The sequence below is a fragment of the Streptomyces sp. NPDC048258 genome, assembly GCF_043201995.1.
Classification (GTDB): Bacteria; Actinomycetota; Actinomycetes; order Streptomycetales; family Streptomycetaceae; genus Streptomyces.
On the sequence record NZ_JBICZH010000005.1, the window covers coordinates 27,649 to 44,566 of the forward strand.

A 16,918-nucleotide genomic window follows, 5' to 3' on the forward strand; every position below is an offset into this window, starting at 1 on the left:
ATTAACTATCAGGTAGGGTCCCTGATAGTTTAGTGCTCATGACCGGGGAACCCGACCTCAGCCCGGCGCGCCTGCGCCATGCCCGTTTCGCGATCGCCGCCGTCTTCTGCGCCCATGGCGCCGTCACCGGCTCCTTCGCCACCCGTATCCCCTGGATCCAGGACCACGCCCAGCTCAGCGCGGGCACCCTGGGCCTGGCCCTCGCCTTCCCCGCCCTGGGCGCGGCGCTCGCGATGCCGCTGGCGGGGCGGATCAACCACCGTTTCGGTGCCCGGGCCGCACTGCGCGCGCTGCTGGCGCTGTGGACCTTGTCCCTGATCCTCCCGAGCCTGGCCCCGAACCTGCCCACCCTCTGCTTCGCGCTCTTCGTGTACGGAGCCACCTCCGGCATGTCGGACGTGGCGATGAACGCGCTGGGCGTGGAGACCGAGAACCGGCTGGGCCGCTCGATCATGTCCTCGCTGCACGGCATGTGGAGCACGGGCGCGCTGCTCGGTTCGGCCGCCGGTACGGTCGCCGCGCACGCGGGGGCCGACGCCCGGCTGCACCACCTGATCGCCGCGCTGGCCCTCACCGCGGCCGGGCTGGTCGCCGTACGCGGGGTGCTGGACCTGAGGAGCGACCAGGAGGCGCAGGCGCCGCCGCACTTCGCGCTGCCGCCGAGGTCCGCGCTGCTCATCGGGGCCATCGGCTTCTGCGCGGTCTTCGCGGAGGGCGCGAGTCTGGACTGGTCGGCGGTCTACCTGCGGGACGTCCTGCACACGGACGCCGGCCTCGCGGCGGCCTCCACCACCGCCTTCGCGCTCACCATGGCCGTCGCCCGGCTCGCCGGGGACCGGGTGGTGGACCGGTTCGGGGCGGTGCGCACCGTGCGGGCCGGCGGCGTGCTGGCCACCGTCGGCGGGCTGCTCGTCGTGACGGTCCGCCATCCCGGGGCGGCCCTGGCCGGCTTCGGACTGATCGGGCTCGGCATCGCGGTGGTGGTGCCGCTGGCCTTCGCGGCGGCGGCGCGCAGCGGTCCGGCCCCGGCGCAGGCCATCGCGGGCGTCGCGACGATCACGTACACATCGGGACTGATCGCCCCGTCGGCGATCGGTGCGGTGGCGGACGCGACCTCGCTCGTGGTCTCCTTCGGTCTGGTCACCCTGCTGGCCTTCGCGCTGGTCGTGGGGGCCGCCGTACTGCGGCAGAAGCCGGCCGCGCCCGGGGCCTCCGCGGCCGATCGGGACGAAACCGCCGGTATCCGCCCGTAATATGTCCGGGGCCCTCGCGGCCTTGATGCTTGATCAGCGGCGGAACGGAAGTGGTGGACATGGGCCTCGGCGTGCGCTGGACCCTGCACGGTGACGGGCGGACCCCCGCCCCCGGCGCGGTGGTACGGCCGGACGAGCGGCTTTCGTGGCCGCGGACCGCGGGGCTCGGCGCCCAGCACGTCGTCGCCATGTTCGGCGCGAGTTTCGTCGCGCCGGTGCTGATGGGCCTGGACCCGAACCTGGCCATCATGATGTCCGGTGTCGCGACGGTGATCTTCCTCCTCGCGACGCGCGGCCGGGTCCCGTCCTATCTGGGCTGTTCGCTGTCCTTCGTCGGTGTCGCGGCGGCGATCCGGGCCTCCGGCGGGGACAGCGCGGTCGTCACCGGCGCCGTCTTCGTCGTCGGCGTGGCGCTGTTCCTGGCCGGGCTCGCCGTGCAGTGGTTCGGCGCCCGGATCATCCACGTGGCGATGCCGCCGGTGGTGACGGGCGCGGTCGTGATGCTGATCGGCTTCAACCTGGCGCCGGTGACGGCTTCGACGTACTGGCCGCAGGACCAGTGGACGGCGCTGCTGGTGATGCTGTTCACGGGTCTGGCCGTGGTCTGTCTGCGCGGTTTCTGGTCGCGGATCGCGATCTTCCTGGGCCTGGTCTTCGGGTACGGGCTCTCCTGGATCCTCGACCGGATCTTCGGCAAGATCCACTCCACGGTGGGCGGGGCCGAGGCCGTGGACCACTGGCGCCTCGACCTCTCCGGGGTCGGCAAGGCCGACTGGATCGGGCTGCCGACCTTCCACGCGCCGCAGTTCGAATGGTCGGCGATCCTGATCGCCCTGCCCGTTGTGATCGCGCTGATCGCCGAGAACGCCGGTCACATCAAGGCCGTCGGCGAGATGACCGGCGACCCGCTGGACGACAAGCTCGGCACCGCCATCGCGGCCGACGGCGCCGCGTCCATGCTGTCCACGGCGGTCGGCGGGCCGCCGAACACGACGTACTCCGAGAACATCGGCGTCATGGCCGCCACCCGGGTCTACTCCACGGCGGCGTACTGGGCGGCGGCCGGCTTCGCTCTGCTCTTCGGCCTGTGCCCCAAGTTCGGGGCGATCGTCGCCGCGATCCCGGGCGGGGTGCTGGGCGGCATCACCGTCATCCTGTACGGCATGATCGGTCTGCTCGGCGCCCAGATCTGGATCAACGGCCGGGTGGATCTGCGCAACCCCCTGAACCTGGTGCCGGCCGCGGCGGGCATCATCATCGGCATCGGCGGGGTCGAGCTGCAGATCACCGACAGCTTCGAGCTCGGCGGCATCGCGCTGGGCACGATCGTGGTGATCACCGGCTACCACACCCTGCGGTACTTCGCCCCTGCGCACATGAAGGAGCAGGAGCCCCTGCTCGACGAGGGCACCTCCACCTACGATGATCAGGACGGCCCGGACACGCCGCGTTGACGGGGTTTCGCCCGAACCGGCGAAGCGTACGGCCAAGTTCCCCGGATCCGGCGCGGCGCCTGCGACTCTGCCTCCCATGGAAGCGGTGCTGGCGCGGATGCGCGCCCTGGACGAACGGCTGCCGCCGCAGGACGGTGTCGCCGTCTTCAACCGGGTCTACCTGACAGTGACGGAGACCCTGCACCGGCGGATCGAACACGGCGGCTTCCCGGCGCCGCGGCGGGCCCAGACCCTCAGCGTGCGGTTCGCGGAGCGGTACCTGGCGGCGGTGGAGGCGGACCGGGCTCCGGCCTGCTGGCGGCCCCTGCTCCAGTACCGGCGCCACCCCGGGATCCGGCCGCTCCAGCACGCGCTGGCCGGGATCAACGCGCACATCGGCCATGACCTGGCGGTGGCGGTGGTGTCCACCTGCCGCTCCCTGGACTGCGAACCGGCCGCCCTCGAAGGCGATTTCGACCGGGTCGGCGACACCCTGGTCGCCCTGGAGGAGCACATCCGGGAGGAGCTGATGCCGGGCCCGGACCTCCTGGAGATCGCCGATCCGCTGACCCACCTGGTGGGCTCGTGGAGCCTGGAGCGCGCCCGCGCGGGCGCCTGGGCGGCGGCCCGGCTGCTGTGGACGCTGCGCCGCTCCCCCGACCTGGCCGAGGAGTTCCGGGAGTCGCTCGACGCGGGCGTCGGCCTGGTCGGCCGCTGCCTGCTGACCCCGGGCCGGCTCAGCCGCCTGTGACGGCGAACGGACCGCGGTCGCCGAAGGCGAGCTCCGCGAAGCGCTCGCCGATGCGGCGGTGGCCGGCCGGGTCCGGGTGGAGCCGGTCGGGCAGCGGCAGTTCGGCGAAGTCCTCTTCGCCGTAGAGGGCGCGGCCGTCGAGGTGGTGCAGGTTCGGGTCGTCCGCCGCCCGCTGCGCGGTGATGCGGGCGAGCGCGTCCCGGACGACACCGAGCGTCAGCCGCCCGGTGACCCGGTCCGCGGGGTCGCCGAGGGCCTTGAAGCGCAGCTCCCCGCCCTCGAAGTCCGGCGCGGTGGGGCCCGGGGTGTCCTCGTGGATGGGGCACAGGACGGGAGAGACGACCAGCAGCGGGGTGTTCGGGTGCCCCTCGCGGACGGTGTCGAGGAATCCGTGGACGGCCGGGACGAAGGCACGCAGGCGCATCAGGTCGCGGTTGACGAGATTGATGCCGATCTTGAGGCTGATCAGGTCCGCGGGAGTGTCCCGGACGGCGCGCGCCGTGAACGGGTCGAGCAGGGCGTTGCCGCCGAAGCCCAGGTTGACCAGCTCCACGCCGCCCAGGGCTGCCGCGAGCGCCGGCCAGGTGCCGGTCGGGTCGGCGGCGAAGGAGCCGTGGCTGATGGAACTGCCGTGGTGCAGCCAGACCTTGCGGCCGCGGTCCGGGAGGTCCTCGACCGGGGCGTCGGTGCGCAGGGCGATGAGCTCGGTGACCTCCGTATGCGGCAGCCAGATCTCGACGTCCTTCATCCCGTCGGGGAGCCCGGTGAACCGGACGGTGCCGGGCGGACCGGGGCGGAGGACCGCCGACCCGGTGGCCATGTCGACGACGCGGACGTTGCCGCCCGGCACGCTGCCCCGGCCGGCCGGGCGGCCGTCGACGAGCAGCTCGTACACGCCGTCCGGGCGGGACGGGACGCCCTGGTAGACCGTCTTCGTGGGGAGCGCGTCCAGCTCGACGGCGGTGGCCCGGGTCCGGAAGGCCAGCCGTACCCCGGAGGGCTGGGCCTCGACCGTGGCCAGTTCCGCGTCGGGGAACTGCTCGCGCGCGCGGGCGGGCAGCCGGTGCGGGAGCACGCCGTGCGCCGTGCGTTCCACGTCGAGGGCACCGCGCAGCAGGCGCGCCTCGACGGCCGTGGTGATCCAGTGGGCGGTTCGGGCCTGGTCGGACGGGGCGTTCATGCCCCCACCCTGCCAATCCCGGGCGCGCCCCGCACCCGCTTTAGCGCGTGTGGGCGGCCACGCGCGGTGTCAGCGGGAGACGAGCCGGGGCATGAGAACGGGCCGCCGCCGCGATGTTCGCGCGGGGGCGGCCCGTGGTCACGGGGTCCGGGTGGGGGTGGCACCGACGGACTCGGGGGGGAGGCCGGTCCTCCGGGAGGTCAGTCCTCCGGGAGTTCGACCGGGGCGATGTCGTCGTAGACGTCGCCCGGGCCCGGGTTGGTGGAGTCGGTCGAGCCGCCCAGGTGGTGCATGACGCCCCAGACCGCGTTCAGGGCGGTCTGGACGGCGCCCTCGGCCCAGCCGGCCGTCCACGAGATGTCGTCGCCCGCGAGGAAGATGCCGCGCTTGTCCTCGGGGAGGCGGTCCTGCATGAAGTGGGTGAACAGACGGCGCTGGTAGCGGTAGTGGCCCGGGAGGTTGGCCTTGAACGCGCCCATGAAGTAGGGCTCGTTCTCCCAGGACACGGTCACCGGGTTGCCGATGATGTGGCGGCGGATGTCGACCTTCGGGTAGATCTCGCCGAGGGACTTCAGCATGACCTCCATCCGCTCGTTCGCGGACAGCGGCAGCCACTTCAGGCTGTCGTCGCACCAGGTGTACGAGAGGCAGATGACGGCGGGCTTGTCCGGGCCGTTGTCCAGCAGGTACGTGCCGCGGGTCATCCGGTCGGTGAGCGTCATCGACATGACGTCGCGGCCGGTCTCCTCGTCCTTGTCCAGCCAGAACGGCCGGTCGACGGGGATGAACAGCTTCGAGCTCTCCATGTAGTGGGTGCGCTCGATCGCCGTCCAGTGGTCGATCGGGAACAGCGTGTCGTCGCACGCGATCTTGGAGAGGAGCATCCAGGACTGCGCGGTGAAGATCGCGGCGCGGTACGTGCGGATGTCGCCGGACGCGTCGGTGACCGTGATGCGGTTGCCCGCCGTACGGTGCAGGCGGGTCACCGCCGGGCGCGGGGTTCCCTCGTGCAGGGAGGACAGCGAGGTGCCCTGGGCCCAGTGGATGATCTTCTCGGGCTCGCGCTCCCACAGGCGCAGCGGGAGCTGCTGCGAGCCGCCCACGATGCCGCGGTGGTGGTCGTCGGCCTCGGTGTAGACGACGCGCAGGATCTCCAGGATGGAGTTCGGGAAGTCGGTGTCCCAGCCGCCCGTGCCGAAGCCGACCTGGCCGAAGATCTCGCGCTTGCGGAAGGACTGGAAGGCCTCGGACTTGCAGAGGAAGCCGTAGAAGGTCTCGTCGTCGAGCTTCTCGACGAGCTTCGCCCAGATCTCACGGATGCGCGGGACGTCCCGCTCGCGCATCGCGGTGTTCATGTCGGAGAAGTCGGCGCCCTCGTCCAGGCAGGCGTTCCACGCGGCCGACACGTCGCGGTAGACCTGCGGGAGGTCGGCGATGGTCTCGGCGTAGTGGGTCTCGCCCTTGAGGTCGACGACCGTCGAGGGGGTCGCCTCGGCGAGCGGGTTCGGGAAGGGCTCCGTGACCAGGCCGACGAGGTCGATGTAGTGCTGGAGGGCGGTGGAGGACGGCGGGAAGCGCATGGCGCCCATCTCCGCGGTCAGCTCCTCGGTGCCGGCGCCCTCGAAGCCGACGGTGCGCAGCCGGCCGCCGATCTGGTCGGCCTCGTAGACGACGGGCTTGAGGCCCATCTTCATCAGCTCGTAGGCCGAGATGATGCCGGACAGACCACCGCCGATGACGGCGACCTCGGTGCCGTGCTCGGTCGCCGGTATCTGGCCCAGGCCCGCCGGGTGGGCGAGGAAATCGTCGTACGCGTACGGGAAGTCCGGGCCGAACATGGTGATCGGCGGCTGTCCGTCGCTGTGCGGGACGGCGGTGGTGGGCACCGTGGACGTCATGGGGCTACGTCTCCTTGCGGCCTTGCGGCGGGACTGGGGGAAGAGGGAGGTCTTAGACGAGGGAGGCGTAGAGCCCGGGGCGCCGGTCGCGCAGGTACGGATTGTTCTCGCGCGAGGCGGCCAGCAGCTCGGGATCGGCCTCGCCGAACACCAGCTCCTCGCCGCGGCCGGCCCGGGTGCGGGTGACCCCGTCGGGGCTCGCCAGGCAGCTGAGTCCGACGAACTCGAACTCGCCTTCCGGGCCGGTGCGGTTGACGTACGCGATGTACATCTGGTTCTCGAAGGCCCGTACGGGGACGAGCTGTTCGGCCACGAACTGGAACGGGTGCATCTGCGCGGTCGGCACCAGGAGGAAGTCGGTGCCGGCGAGCGCGTGCGCCCGGACGTTCTCGGGGAACTCCACGTCGTAGCAGATCATGATGCCGATGCGGAGGCCGTTCAGGTCCGCCTGGACGACGGGGGTGTCGCCGGGGGTGAAGGCCTCCTGCTCGAAGCAGCCGAAGAGGTGGGTCTTGCGGTAGTTCGCGAGCCGGACGCCGTCCGGGCCGACGAGCTGCGCCGCGTTGTAGACGGTGTCGCCGTCCCGCTCGGGGTAGCCGTACAGGACGGCGATGCCGTGGCGGCGGGCGATGCCGCCGATGACGTGGGCGGACTCGCCGTCGGCCGGCTCGGCGAGACCGGCGATGTCCTCGACCTCGAGGGCGTAGCCGGTCAGGAACATCTCCGACGTCACGAGGAGTCCGGCCCCGCCCTGTGCGGCGCGCGCCGCGGCCTCGTCGAGCGCCTTGAGGTTCTCGGCGGTGTCGCCGAGCCGTCCGGAGCTCTGGAGGAGGGCGGTGCGCAGCGGGGGCATGGACTACCTCTGTGGCAGGAGGGGTGGGGTCCTTAGACGGTACGTTCGCGCGTTCGACCCGGACAAGCCGTGACCGTTGCGCTGCGCGCATCGATTCGTTGCGTGTTCCACCACCTGCGCGGAGATTCGTTGCGCGGGGGTCCGCCGGGGTCCTGCGGACCCGGTGGGAGCCCCCGCGGACCCCCCTCAGGAACCCGTGCGGAAGGCCGGGTGCGCGGCCAGGAAACGGAGGTCGTCGAGGATGTCGGGCGTGTGGTCGGAGACCACGCGGCCGCTCCACGTGTCGACGAGGGCGGGGACGGTCAGGGCGCCGTCGAAGTGGTGGCCGGCCGCCTCGTACGCCAGGCGCAGCTCGGTGTGCCCGGGCGCTTCGGTGTCGTCGCCGAGGACGGTGGAGTCGAGGACGGTGGAGTCGAGCACGGTGGCGCCGACCGCGTCCTCGATGCCCAGCAGGGCGAGGGCCCCGATCACCTGCCGGGAGCGGGGACAGCCGGCGGCGAGGTAGAGGTGGTAGCGGTGCGGGACGGGGGAGAAACCGGTCCCGATGCGGCCGCGGAGGGCGGGGGCCGGACCGGTGCGGGGCAGGACGGTGTACGACATGACTCTCCTGGGGCGGGCGCGCGGAAGGGGCCTGAGCAGGGCGGTGTTCCGGGCGGCGCGGTGCGCGCGGTCCCGGTCGCCCGTCGCTGTCCGGAGTGGCTCAGCCTCGCGCGCCGAATGCGCTGCACACCCGCAGGAGGTCGATGTGCAGGCGCCGGGTCAGCCACCAGCGGCGGAGGGTCCGTGTGTCCACCGGTCCCGCCCCCGTCCCGTCCTCGGCCGCCCGTCCCGCGGTCGTTAGGCTTCCCACGGCGGGCGTCGGCCGTCCTGGCCGTCCCCCGCAGTCTCGTGGCGGCGCGTGGGGCCGTCAAGAAGGCGGTGAGGGCCGATGTCGCCACCGCACCGACGGAAGGAGCTCCGCACCCATGTCCCCCGAAGTGCCGGCCGTACTCGACAACCCGGTCTGGGCCGCGCTGAACGGACCGCACCGCGCCTTCGCCGAGCACGGACCCGCGGGCCTGGCCGCCCGCTACACCGAGGACGCCAGCCCGTTCGCGGCGCTCGCCGACCCGCAGGACCCCCGCGCGTGGGCGGATCTGGCGGCGCTCGCCGGACCCGGCGAGGGGGTCTGGGTGACCGGGCTGCTGACCCCGCCGCCGGGGTGGGAGACGGTGGCGGCCATTCCCGGCGTGCAGCTGGACGGCCGGGCGGTACGGGCCGAGGCCGCGCCCGAGGCGGTCCCGCTGGGGCCCGGCGATGTACCGGAGATGCTGGAGCTGGTCGGACTGACCAGGCCGGGCCCGTTCCTGGACCGGACGGTCGAGCTGGGCACGTACCTCGGGATCCGGCACGGGGGGCGGCTCGTCGCGATGGCCGGGGAGCGGATGCGGCCGACGGGCTGGTCGGAGATCAGCGCGGTGTGCACGCACCCGGACCACCGGGGCCGGGGCCTGGCGGGCCGGCTGATACGGGCGGTCGCCGCGGCGGTCCGCGAACGCGGGGACAGCCCGTTCCTGCACGCGGCCGCGGAGAACACGGGGGCGGTGCGGCTCTACGAGTCGATGGGGTTCGCCCTGCGGCGCCGGCCGGACTTCCTGGGGCTCCGTACGCCGGCCAAGGCGGCCTGATCCGGAGGCCGTTGGCCGCGGCGGGTTTCGCGGGGCGTCCAGCGGTCAGACGCGGGACAACCCACGGAAAGGAACTGCCATGACCGACGTCTCACGCCTGCCCGGCTCCGCGCACCACTTCTGGCAGTGGCAGTCCCGGGCGGCCTGCCGGGACCTGGGATCCGGCCGGTTCTTCCATCCCGCCGGCGAGCGGGGCGAGGACCGGGAGGAGCGGGATGCCGCCGCCAAGCGGGTCTGCGCGGGGTGCCCGGTGCGGGCCGCATGCCTCGATCACGCGCTGCGGACCCATGAGCCGTTCGGCGTCTGGGGCGGCCTGACGGAGGAGGAGCGCCGCGCGCACCTCGCCCCGGCGGAGCTGGCCCGGCGGGCCGGCTCCTGATGCCGCCGCGGACACCGCTTAGGCAGGGGCGCCCGAGGTGAAGCGGCGGAGGAGGGGGGAGAGGACCAGGACGGACTTGGTGCGTTCCACGAAGGGTTCGCCCGCGATGCGTTCCAGTACCCGCTCGAAGTGCCGCATGTCGGAGGCGAAGATCTGGACGAGGGCGTCCGCGTCGCCGGTGACGGTCGACGCGGACACCACCTCGGGGTAGCGCTCCAGGCCTCGCCGGATGTCGTCCGGCGAGGTGTTGTGGCGACAGTAGATCTCGATGAAGCCCTCGGTCTCCCAGCCCATCGCGGCGGGGTCCACGCGGACCGTGAAGCCGGTGATGGCGCCTTCGGCGCGCAGCCGGTCCACGCGCCGCTTCACGGCGGGGGCGGAGAGCCCGACTTCGGAGCCGATGTCCGCGTAGGAGCGGCGGGCATCCTCGGCGAGGGCGTGCACGATGCGTTCGTCGAGATCGTTCAGTCGCACTGCGGGTGGATCACTTCTCTGCTGTGGCCAATGTCGAGCGGCGAATGCCGTACAGGAAGTAGACCATGAGGCCGACGGCCATCCAGCCACCGAAAACGATCCAGGTGGCGGTGTCCAGGCTGAACATCATGTAGACGCATGCCGCGACACCGAGGATCGGCGTGACGGGGAAGAGCGCCACCTTGAAGGTGCGCGGCATGTCCGGGCGGGTCTTCCGCAGCACCACGACCGCGACGTTCACGAGCCCGAAGGCGAACAGCGTGCCGATGCTGGTGGCGTCAGCCAGCTTGCCCAGGGGGATGAAGGACGCGAGGACGCCGCAGAAGAGGGAGACGATGACCACGTTGGCGCGGGGCGCGCCGGTCTTCGCGTCGACCTTGGCGAAGACCTTGGGGACCAGGCCGTCGCGGGACATGGCGAACAGGATGCGGGTCTGCCCGTAGAGCACGGCGAAGACGACGGAGGCGATGGCGACGACAGCACCGGCGGCCAGCACGACGCCCCAGAAGCTGTGGCCGGAGACGTCGGTCATGATCTGGGCGAGCGCGGCCTCGGTGCCCTCGAAGTCCTGCCACGGCATGGCGCCGACGGCGACGAAGGCGACGAGGACGTACAGGACGGTGACGATGCCCAGCGAGAGCATGATCGCGCGGGGCAGGTCCTTCTTCGGGTTCTTGGCTTCCTCACCCGCGGTGGAGGCTGCGTCGAAGCCGATGTAGGAGAAGAACAGCGAGGCGGCGCCGGCGCTGATGCCGGTGATGCCGAGGGGGGCCAGCGGGGCGTAGTTGCCGGCCTTGATGCCCATGAAGCCGATGCCGATGAAGAGCAGCAGGGTGACGATCTTGACGCCGACCATGATCGAGTTGATCCGGGCGCTCTCCTTGGCGCCGCGCATCAGGAAGACCATGGCGAGCAGGACGACGACCAGCGCCGGCAGGTTGATGAAGCCGCCCTCGCCGAGCGGCGCGGAGACGCCCTCGGGGATGGTGACGCCTATGGTGCCGTCGAGCAGCTCGTTGAGGTACTCGCCCCAGCCGACCGCGACCGCCGCGACGGACACGCCGTACTCCAGGACCAGGCACCAGCCGCAGACCCAGGCGACGAGCTCGCCCATGGTGGCGTAGGAGTACGAGTACGAGGAACCGGAGACCGGGACCGATCCGGCCAGCTCCGCGTAGGAGAGGGCCGAGAAGAGCGCGGTCAGGCCCGCGATGACGAAGGAGATCGTCACGGCGGGGCCGGCCTTGGGGGCGGCGGTGCCGAGGACGACGAAGATGCCGGTGCCCAGGGTCGCGCCGATGCTGATCATGGTCAGCTGCCACATGGTGAGCGAGCGGCGCAGCGAGCCGCCCTCACCCTGACCGCCCTCGGCGACGAGCTGCTCGACCGGCTTGCGGCGGAGGAGGGGGTGCGCGGGCCTGCGGGGCTCGGTCGTGACGGGTGGCGCCTGGCCGTGGTCGAGCACGAAGGACTCCTTCTTCACTGCGGATGGGGACTGACAGGCGTCGACCGCAGCGGTCCGGAGCAGAGCAGGCCTGAGCCTGGGCATGGGGGACCGCCGAGCAGGCGGTCCGCGCCACTCCACGTACAGCGAGTGAGCCTACGAGCTGAGGTGTGCGCCCGTAATGCACCATCCTTGCACATTGGCGCACGATCGTTGCGCGGATCTGTCCCGGATGGTCCTTTGTTGCGCGCGGATGATCGATCGCTGCGCAGCGGACCTCCGACACCTTTCTTGACACTTCGTCAGATGTGTCGCAGCGTGCCGCCATGGATCTGGACGTGCTCTACGAGATCGACGTACCGAGACCCTGGCGAGGCGCCCACCCGCACGGTCAGCGGGCCGCCGAGCAGCGCGCCTACCGGGAGGCCGTCGAGCAGATACGGCTCGCCGACCGGATGGGTTTCCGAACGGTCTGGGCGGTCGAGCACCACTTCCGCGAGGGCCGCTCGCACTGCCCGGCCCCGGAGGTGCTGCTCGGGCACCTCGCCGGACTGACCGAGCGGATCCGGCTCGGCTTCGGCGTGACCCTGACCCCCTTCGGCTTCACCCCGCCGCAGCGGATCGCGGAGAAGGTGGCCACCGTGGACGTGCTGTCCGGCGGCCGGGTGGAGTGGGGCACCGGGCGCTCCACTCCCATGGAGCAGGCGGCCTTCGGGGTGGACCGGGAGAGGTCCCGGGAGGACTGGCGCGAGGCCCTCGGGATCGTGGCCGGGATGTGGCGGGAGGAGTACTTCGCATACGCCTCCGAGCGGTTCCGCTTCCCGCGCCGGATGGTCACCCCCAAGCCGGTCCAGGACCCGCACCCGCCCGCCTGGATGGCGGCCACCTCCCCCGGCTCGGCGGAGGTGGCGGGGGCGGCCGGCCTCGGGCTGCTCTCCTTCTCGATCATGCAGCCGCTGGACGCGATGGCCCGGCAGGTGGCGGCGTACCGGGCGGCCGCCCGCGCGCCCGAGCCGCTCACCGACGTCACGACGAACCGGGTCAGCGCCTACACACTGGTCCACGCGACCGCGCCGGGCGCGCGGCCGGGTGCCCGCGTGTGGGACTCGGTGGCCTGGTGGTACTCCAACCTGGCGCGGTTCACCCTGGAGTGGGAACTGCCGCACCTGGACCCCGAGGAGCGTGAGAGGACCTTCCCGCTGCTCACCCCGATCCTCGAAGGGGAGGTTCCGGTACGGGAGTTCAGCGAGGGCGACATGATCCTGATCGGGGACGCGGAGACGATCGTCACCAAGGCCAAGCGGTACGCGGACCTCGGCGTGGACCAGCTGATCTGCTACGTGCAGTGGGGCTACCTCGAACACCGGGAGATCCTGCGGACGATCGAGATCCTGGGGAAGGAAGTCATTCCGGAACTCGCCCGCTACGAACCCGGGACGGCCGCCCCGTGACCTCCGGGAACGCCGAAGGGACCCCCGGGAACGCAGAGAACGCAGAGAACGCAGAGAACGCCGACGGCCTCGGCACCGATGGCCCCGACAGGTCCCCCGTACCCGACTACGCCGCCCTGCACCGCCTCGACGGCCGGCGGTTCGTGCTGCTCGGCGCGGGCAACGGCATCGGGCGCCAGACCGCCCACGCCCTCGCCGCCGCGGGCGCCCGCGTGCTGTGCGTGGACCTCGACGCCGAGCGCGCCGGGGCCGTCGCCGCCGAGACCGGGGGCCTGCCGTACACCGCCGACGTGACCCGCCGCGAGGCCGTACGGACCCTCTTCGAGGAGGCGCCGGACCTGCTCGGCGGCCCGGTGGGCGCAGTGGTGGACATCGTCGGCATGGCCCGGTACGCCGGGCTGCCCGCACTGGACGACGCCGGCTGGGACTGGCACTTCGACGTCGTCCTGCGGCACGCCTGGCTCGCCGTCCAGTACGGCGGCGAGGCCGTCGCGGCCGCCGGCGGCGGCCCGCTGGTCTTCGTGGCCTCCGTTTCCGGGCTGACCGCGGCCCCGCTGCACGCCGCGTACGGGGCCGCCAAGGCCGGCCTGATGGCATTGGTGCGCTCGGCGGCGGTGGAACTGGGCCCGCGCGGGGTACGGGTGAACGCGGTGGCGCCGGGGGTGGTGTGGACCCCGCGGGTCGCCGCCCTGCTCGGCACCGAGGGGAGGCGGCGCAACGCGGAGAACGCTCCGCTGGGCCGGGTCGCCGAGACCGCGGACATCGCGGCCGCCCTGTACTTCCTCGCCTCGCCGCTGTCCTCGTACGTGACGGGGCAGACGCTGGTGGTGGACGGCGGGGTCGGCGTGAAGTTCCCGTATCCGACGATCGGAGGCGAAGAGTGAGACCAGCGGGACCACTGAGCCCTGACGAGCGGTGGCAGGACCCCGAGCCCTTCCTGCGCGGGGTGGCCTGGCTGGACAAGGGGCGCCCGGTGCGGGCCGACCCGGCCGACACCATGCGGCTGCCCTGGGACACCGGCGAGCGGGCCACCCTGCCGATCGGGGTCCGGCTGGAGTTCACCACCGGGACCGCGCGGGCGGTGGAGATACGCTACCGGGCCACCGTGCCCGGCCCGACCGACGCCCTGCGCGACCTCGCGCACGGCTTCGCGCTGTGGGACCGGCACGGCGTGGTCTCCGAGGTGTTCACCGAACCGGCCGCGGAGGCCGTCGTACGGATCGAACTGGGCGGCGGCACGGGCCCCTTCACCATCCACCCGCCCGAGACCCAGTCCCCGCTGGTCCTCGGCCTGCGCGGGATCGGCGGCCCCCTCGCGCCGCCGCCGCCCGCCCCGCGCTGGGTCGTGCACGGCGACTCCATCACCGAGGGCTGGTGGTCCACCCGCCCCGCCCACGGCTGGCCCGCGGTCACCGGCCGGGCGCTGGGCTGGGACACCGTCAACCTCGGCTACGCGGGCGCCGCCCGCGGGGAACTCGCCACCGCCGAACAGCTCGCCGCTCTGCCCGCCGACGTCCTCACCCTCGCCTTCGGCACCAACTGCTGGTCCCGGGTGCCCTATTCCGCCCCGCTGCTGTACGAGACCACGCGCGCCTTTCTCGACCTGGTCCGTCAGGGGCATCCGCGGACCCCGCTCCTGCTGGTCTCGCCCGTCCTGCGGCCCGACGCCGAGCGCACCCCGAACAAGCTGGGCGCCACCCTGGGCGCCCTGCGCGACGCGATGGAGCGCGCCACGCGGGACCGGATCGCCGCCGGGGACGACCGCCTCGCCGTGCTCCCGGGCCGTGACCTGCTCGGTCCCGAGCATCTGGCGGACGGACTGCACCCCAACGACACCGGACACCAGGTGCTCGGCCTCGCTGTGGCCACGGCTCTGCGGCGGACCGGGTTCGGCACGGGGTGAGTGAAACAGCCCACATCGCTCGGCTTGAACAGATTTCCCCCACCAGGGCGTGTCCTGAGCACAGTTGCCGCCGCTGAGGCGACGGCACGGCAGACATCACACGTGGGAGAGATCAAGATGGGCATGAAGCGCGGAACCACCCTTGCCGCGGCCGCGATCGCCGTCGTCCTGGCGGCGAGCGCCTGCGGCCCGACGGACGACAAGGCCGCCGACACGGCCGCGCCGGCCGGAGCCGCCTCCGCCCAGGCGTCCTCCCAGCCGGCGGCGGCCGACGGGGGATCGGGCGCCAAGCCGGCCGGTCAGCTGGCGATCGCCGGCAGCGACCAGCTCGGCTCGGTGCTCACCGACAGCGCCGGACTGACCCTCTACCGCTTCGACAAGGACACCGCCAAGCCGTCGAAGTCGAACTGCGACGGGGACTGCGCGAAGACCTGGCCGGTGGTCGCGGCCGGCGACGCCACCGCCGCGGCGGGCATGGACCCGGCCCTGCTGGGCGAGGTGGTGCGCAGCGACGGTACCAAGCAGCTGACGGTGGCAGGCTGGCCCGCGTACCGCTTCAACAAGGACGCCAAGGCGGGCGACTTCAACGGCCAGGGCGTCGGCGGGGTGTGGTTCGCGTTCGCCCCGGACGGGAAGAAGGCCGCGAAGGCGGCTCCGGCCGCGGGCGGTGCGGCCGAGGCGGGCGCGGGCCTGTCCGTGGCGAAGGACCCGAAGCTGGGCGACCACATCGTCGACGGCAAGGGCATGACCGTCTACCGGTTCAAGCCGGACACGGCGTGGCCGATGGTCTCCAAGTGCGTCGGCGACTGCCTGGCCAAGTGGCCGGCCGTGCCCCCGGTGGACAAGGCGAACGCCAAGGGGATCACCGAGCGGAACTACCTGGTCCTGGACCGCCCCGACGGCAAGAAGCAGCAGACGGTCGACTGCTGGCCCGTCTACACCTTCTCCGGTGACAAGAAGCCGGGCGACATCAACGGTCAGGGCGTCGGCGGCACCTGGTACGCCGTCTCCCCCGACGGAAAGCTCATCACCGTCCAGTAGCCCCTCCCGTCCCCCGCTTCCCCCTCCCCCCACCTCCGTACCGCGCGGCCCCCGCCCCCCTCCCCCCGGGCGGGGGCCGCGCACCGTCCCGCCCCGGCCCGACCCGTTCCGCCCGGGCGGGACGCTGCCTAAGGGCTGTCCCGTAATCCCCGGCGGGCGCACGACGCCAGCTACGGCACCTCGCTGCGTTGTCGGAACGCCCGAATACGCCCAGTATGGGGGTGCCCCTCCGCCTTGCGATGCACCGCATCTGACGCCGTGCGCTGATCCACCGGGGATTACGGGACAGCCCTTAGACTGCGCCGCATGCTGCGCGTACTGGCCGTCGACGACGAGAAGCCGCTCCTGGAGGAGCTCCTCTACCTGCTGCGCTCCGATCCCCGGGTGCGCAGCGCGGAGGGCGCCTCGGACGCGACCGAGGCGCTGCGCCGGATCACCCGTGCGCTGGAGGCCGGCCCGGACGGGGCCGACGGCATCGACGTGGTCTTCCTCGACATCCACATGGCCGGGCTGACCGGACTGGACATCGCCCGGCTGCTGGCCGGGTTCGCGCGGCCGCCGCTGATCGTGTTCGTGACGGCCCACGAGGGGTTCGCCGTACAGGCCTTCGACCTCAAGGCCGTGGACTACGTGCTCAAGCCCGTGCGGCCGGAGCGGCTGGCCGAGGCCGTGCGGCGGGCGTGCGCGCAGCTGGGCCGGGCCGGGGAGGTTCCCGCGGCCGCCGGGATCCCGGGCGTGACCGGCGGTCCGCCCGGTGCGGCCGCTCCCGTACCCGCCGCGCCGGCCGCCTCCGCCCTGCCCGCCGCGGCGGTGCCGCGCCGCCCGGCGGCCGAGGTCACCGTCGCCGACCGCACGCCGGACCAGATCGCCGTCGAACTGGGCGGGGTCACCCGGTTCGTGGCGATCGCCGACATCGCCTACGTCGAGGCGCAGGGCGACTATGCCCGCCTGCACACCGACGAGGGGAGCCATCTGGTCCGGATCCCGCTGTCCACGCTGGAGGAGCGGTGGGCGGCGCGCGGGTTCGTACGGATCCACCGCCGCCATCTGGTGGCGCTGTCCCGGATCGACGAGCTGCGGCTGGACGCGGGCACCACCAGCGTCCGGGTCGGCTCGGCGGAGCTCCAGGTGAGCCGCAGGCACGCGCGGGAGCTGCGGGACCTGCTGATGCGCCAGGCGACCGGCTGAGCG

Annotated in this window: 16 protein-coding genes; 10 read left to right on the forward strand and 6 right to left on the reverse strand. The window is 72.7% G+C overall.

Annotation, left to right across the window (positions count from 1 at the left end; translation table 11 throughout):
* Nucleotides 1-38: 38 nt before the first annotated feature.
* The 3 genes from ACGFYQ_RS13775 to ACGFYQ_RS13785 all read left to right on the forward strand — a co-directional run bounded on the left by ACGFYQ_RS13775 (nt 39) and on the right by ACGFYQ_RS13785 (nt 3,437).
* Nucleotides 39-1,253, forward strand: coding sequence for an MFS transporter (locus ACGFYQ_RS13775; protein ID WP_393743372.1), 1,215 nt, complete (start codon nt 39-41; stop codon nt 1,251-1,253).
* A 59-nt stretch (nt 1,254-1,312) separates the two neighbouring features.
* On the forward strand, nt 1,313-2,707 hold the full coding sequence (locus tag ACGFYQ_RS13780; protein WP_393744026.1) for a uracil-xanthine permease family protein: 1,395 nt from the start codon (nt 1,313-1,315) through the stop codon (nt 2,705-2,707).
* A 76-nt stretch (nt 2,708-2,783) separates the two neighbouring features.
* Nucleotides 2,784-3,437 (forward strand): DUF5995 family protein, encoded by a 654-nt coding sequence (locus ACGFYQ_RS13785; RefSeq protein ID WP_393743374.1) that lies wholly within the window; start codon nt 2,784-2,786, stop codon nt 3,435-3,437.
* On the opposite strand, the gene ACGFYQ_RS13790 is transcribed toward ACGFYQ_RS13785, so the two are convergent.
* From ACGFYQ_RS13790 to ACGFYQ_RS13805, 4 genes are all read right to left on the reverse strand, one after another.
* Nucleotides 3,424-4,617 carry a GDSL-type esterase/lipase family protein gene (locus ACGFYQ_RS13790; RefSeq protein WP_393743376.1) on the reverse strand — a complete coding sequence of 398 codons (1,194 nt, stop codon included), beginning with the start codon at nt 4,615-4,617 and terminating at the stop codon, nt 3,424-3,426. The genes ACGFYQ_RS13785 and ACGFYQ_RS13790 overlap by 14 nt on opposite strands.
* A 200-nt stretch (nt 4,618-4,817) precedes the next feature.
* Entirely contained in the window at nt 4,818-6,515 is a 1,698-nt protein-coding gene (locus ACGFYQ_RS13795) for a flavin monoamine oxidase family protein (protein WP_393743378.1), read from the reverse strand.
* A 52-nt stretch (nt 6,516-6,567) separates the two neighbouring features.
* Nucleotides 6,568-7,368 (reverse strand): carbon-nitrogen hydrolase family protein, encoded by an 801-nt coding sequence (locus ACGFYQ_RS13800; RefSeq protein ID WP_393743380.1) that lies wholly within the window; start codon nt 7,366-7,368, stop codon nt 6,568-6,570.
* A 186-nt stretch (nt 7,369-7,554) separates the two neighbouring features.
* Nucleotides 7,555-7,968: a hypothetical protein gene (locus tag ACGFYQ_RS13805; RefSeq protein ID WP_393743382.1), complete on the reverse strand. Its 414-nt coding sequence runs from the start codon at nt 7,966-7,968 to the stop codon at nt 7,555-7,557.
* Between the two features lie 365 nt (nt 7,969-8,333).
* Between ACGFYQ_RS13805 and ACGFYQ_RS13810 the strand changes: the two genes are divergently transcribed.
* Nucleotides 8,334-9,035, forward strand: coding sequence for a GNAT family N-acetyltransferase (locus ACGFYQ_RS13810; RefSeq protein WP_393743384.1), 702 nt, complete (start codon nt 8,334-8,336; stop codon nt 9,033-9,035).
* Nucleotides 9,036-9,114: 79 nt separating this feature from the next.
* Nucleotides 9,115-9,414: a WhiB family transcriptional regulator gene (locus ACGFYQ_RS13815; RefSeq protein ID WP_393743386.1), complete on the forward strand. Its 300-nt coding sequence runs from the start codon at nt 9,115-9,117 to the stop codon at nt 9,412-9,414.
* Between the two features lie 18 nt (nt 9,415-9,432).
* Here the strand turns inward: ACGFYQ_RS13815 and ACGFYQ_RS13820 are convergent, their stop codons facing one another.
* Together ACGFYQ_RS13820 and ACGFYQ_RS13825 are read right to left on the reverse strand one after the other, a co-directional pair.
* A complete protein-coding gene (locus ACGFYQ_RS13820) occupies nt 9,433-9,888 on the reverse strand; it encodes an Lrp/AsnC family transcriptional regulator (protein ID WP_030027017.1) in 456 nt (151 codons plus the stop codon).
* A gap of 10 nt (nt 9,889-9,898) precedes the next feature.
* Nucleotides 9,899-11,353 carry an amino acid transporter gene (locus ACGFYQ_RS13825; protein WP_393743388.1) on the reverse strand — a complete coding sequence of 485 codons (1,455 nt, stop codon included), beginning with the start codon at nt 11,351-11,353 and terminating at the stop codon, nt 9,899-9,901.
* A 305-nt stretch (nt 11,354-11,658) separates the two neighbouring features.
* Between ACGFYQ_RS13825 and ACGFYQ_RS13830 the strand changes: the two genes are divergently transcribed.
* The 5 genes from ACGFYQ_RS13830 to ACGFYQ_RS13850 all read left to right on the forward strand — a co-directional run bounded on the left by ACGFYQ_RS13830 (nt 11,659) and on the right by ACGFYQ_RS13850 (nt 16,915).
* Nucleotides 11,659-12,783 carry an LLM class flavin-dependent oxidoreductase gene (locus ACGFYQ_RS13830; RefSeq protein ID WP_393743390.1) on the forward strand — a complete coding sequence of 375 codons (1,125 nt, stop codon included), beginning with the start codon at nt 11,659-11,661 and terminating at the stop codon, nt 12,781-12,783.
* Entirely contained in the window at nt 12,780-13,667 is an 888-nt protein-coding gene (locus ACGFYQ_RS13835; protein WP_393743392.1) for an SDR family NAD(P)-dependent oxidoreductase, read from the forward strand. The genes ACGFYQ_RS13830 and ACGFYQ_RS13835 overlap by 4 nt, the downstream gene beginning before the upstream one ends.
* Nucleotides 13,664-14,686 carry a GDSL-type esterase/lipase family protein gene (locus tag ACGFYQ_RS13840; RefSeq protein ID WP_393743394.1) on the forward strand — a complete coding sequence of 341 codons (1,023 nt, stop codon included), beginning with the start codon at nt 13,664-13,666 and terminating at the stop codon, nt 14,684-14,686. The genes ACGFYQ_RS13835 and ACGFYQ_RS13840 overlap by 4 nt, the downstream gene beginning before the upstream one ends.
* A 117-nt stretch (nt 14,687-14,803) precedes the next feature.
* A complete protein-coding gene (locus ACGFYQ_RS13845) occupies nt 14,804-15,727 on the forward strand; it encodes an SCO0930 family lipoprotein (protein WP_393744028.1) in 924 nt (307 codons plus the stop codon).
* 306 nt (nt 15,728-16,033) lie between these two features.
* Nucleotides 16,034-16,915 (forward strand): LytR/AlgR family response regulator transcription factor, encoded by an 882-nt coding sequence (locus ACGFYQ_RS13850; RefSeq protein ID WP_393743396.1) that lies wholly within the window; start codon nt 16,034-16,036, stop codon nt 16,913-16,915.
* Nucleotides 16,916-16,918: the final 3 nt, after the last annotated feature.

Bases quoted from the DNA above. Each gene is read 5' to 3' on its own strand.
- ACGFYQ_RS13805 (WP_393743382.1), bottom strand. From the start codon at position 7,968: ATGTCGTACACCGTCCTGCCCCGCACCGGTCCGGCCCCCGCCCTCCGC.
- ACGFYQ_RS13800 (WP_393743380.1), bottom strand. From the start codon at position 7,368: ATGCCCCCGCTGCGCACCGCCCTCCTCCAGAGCTCCGGACGGCTCGGC.
- ACGFYQ_RS13850 (WP_393743396.1), top strand. From the start codon at position 16,034: ATGCTGCGCGTACTGGCCGTCGACGACGAGAAGCCGCTCCTGGAGGAG.
- ACGFYQ_RS13830 (WP_393743390.1), top strand. From the start codon at position 11,659: ATGGATCTGGACGTGCTCTACGAGATCGACGTACCGAGACCCTGGCGA.
- ACGFYQ_RS13815 (WP_393743386.1), top strand. From the start codon at position 9,115: ATGACCGACGTCTCACGCCTGCCCGGCTCCGCGCACCACTTCTGGCAG.
- ACGFYQ_RS13775 (WP_393743372.1), top strand. From the start codon at position 39: ATGACCGGGGAACCCGACCTCAGCCCGGCGCGCCTGCGCCATGCCCGT.
- ACGFYQ_RS13780 (WP_393744026.1), top strand. From the start codon at position 1,313: ATGGGCCTCGGCGTGCGCTGGACCCTGCACGGTGACGGGCGGACCCCC.
- ACGFYQ_RS13810 (WP_393743384.1), top strand. From the start codon at position 8,334: ATGTCCCCCGAAGTGCCGGCCGTACTCGACAACCCGGTCTGGGCCGCG.
- ACGFYQ_RS13790 (WP_393743376.1), bottom strand. From the start codon at position 4,617: ATGAACGCCCCGTCCGACCAGGCCCGAACCGCCCACTGGATCACCACG.
- ACGFYQ_RS13795 (WP_393743378.1), bottom strand. From the start codon at position 6,515: ATGACGTCCACGGTGCCCACCACCGCCGTCCCGCACAGCGACGGACAG.
- ACGFYQ_RS13785 (WP_393743374.1), top strand. From the start codon at position 2,784: ATGGAAGCGGTGCTGGCGCGGATGCGCGCCCTGGACGAACGGCTGCCG.
- ACGFYQ_RS13845 (WP_393744028.1), top strand. From the start codon at position 14,804: ATGGGCATGAAGCGCGGAACCACCCTTGCCGCGGCCGCGATCGCCGTC.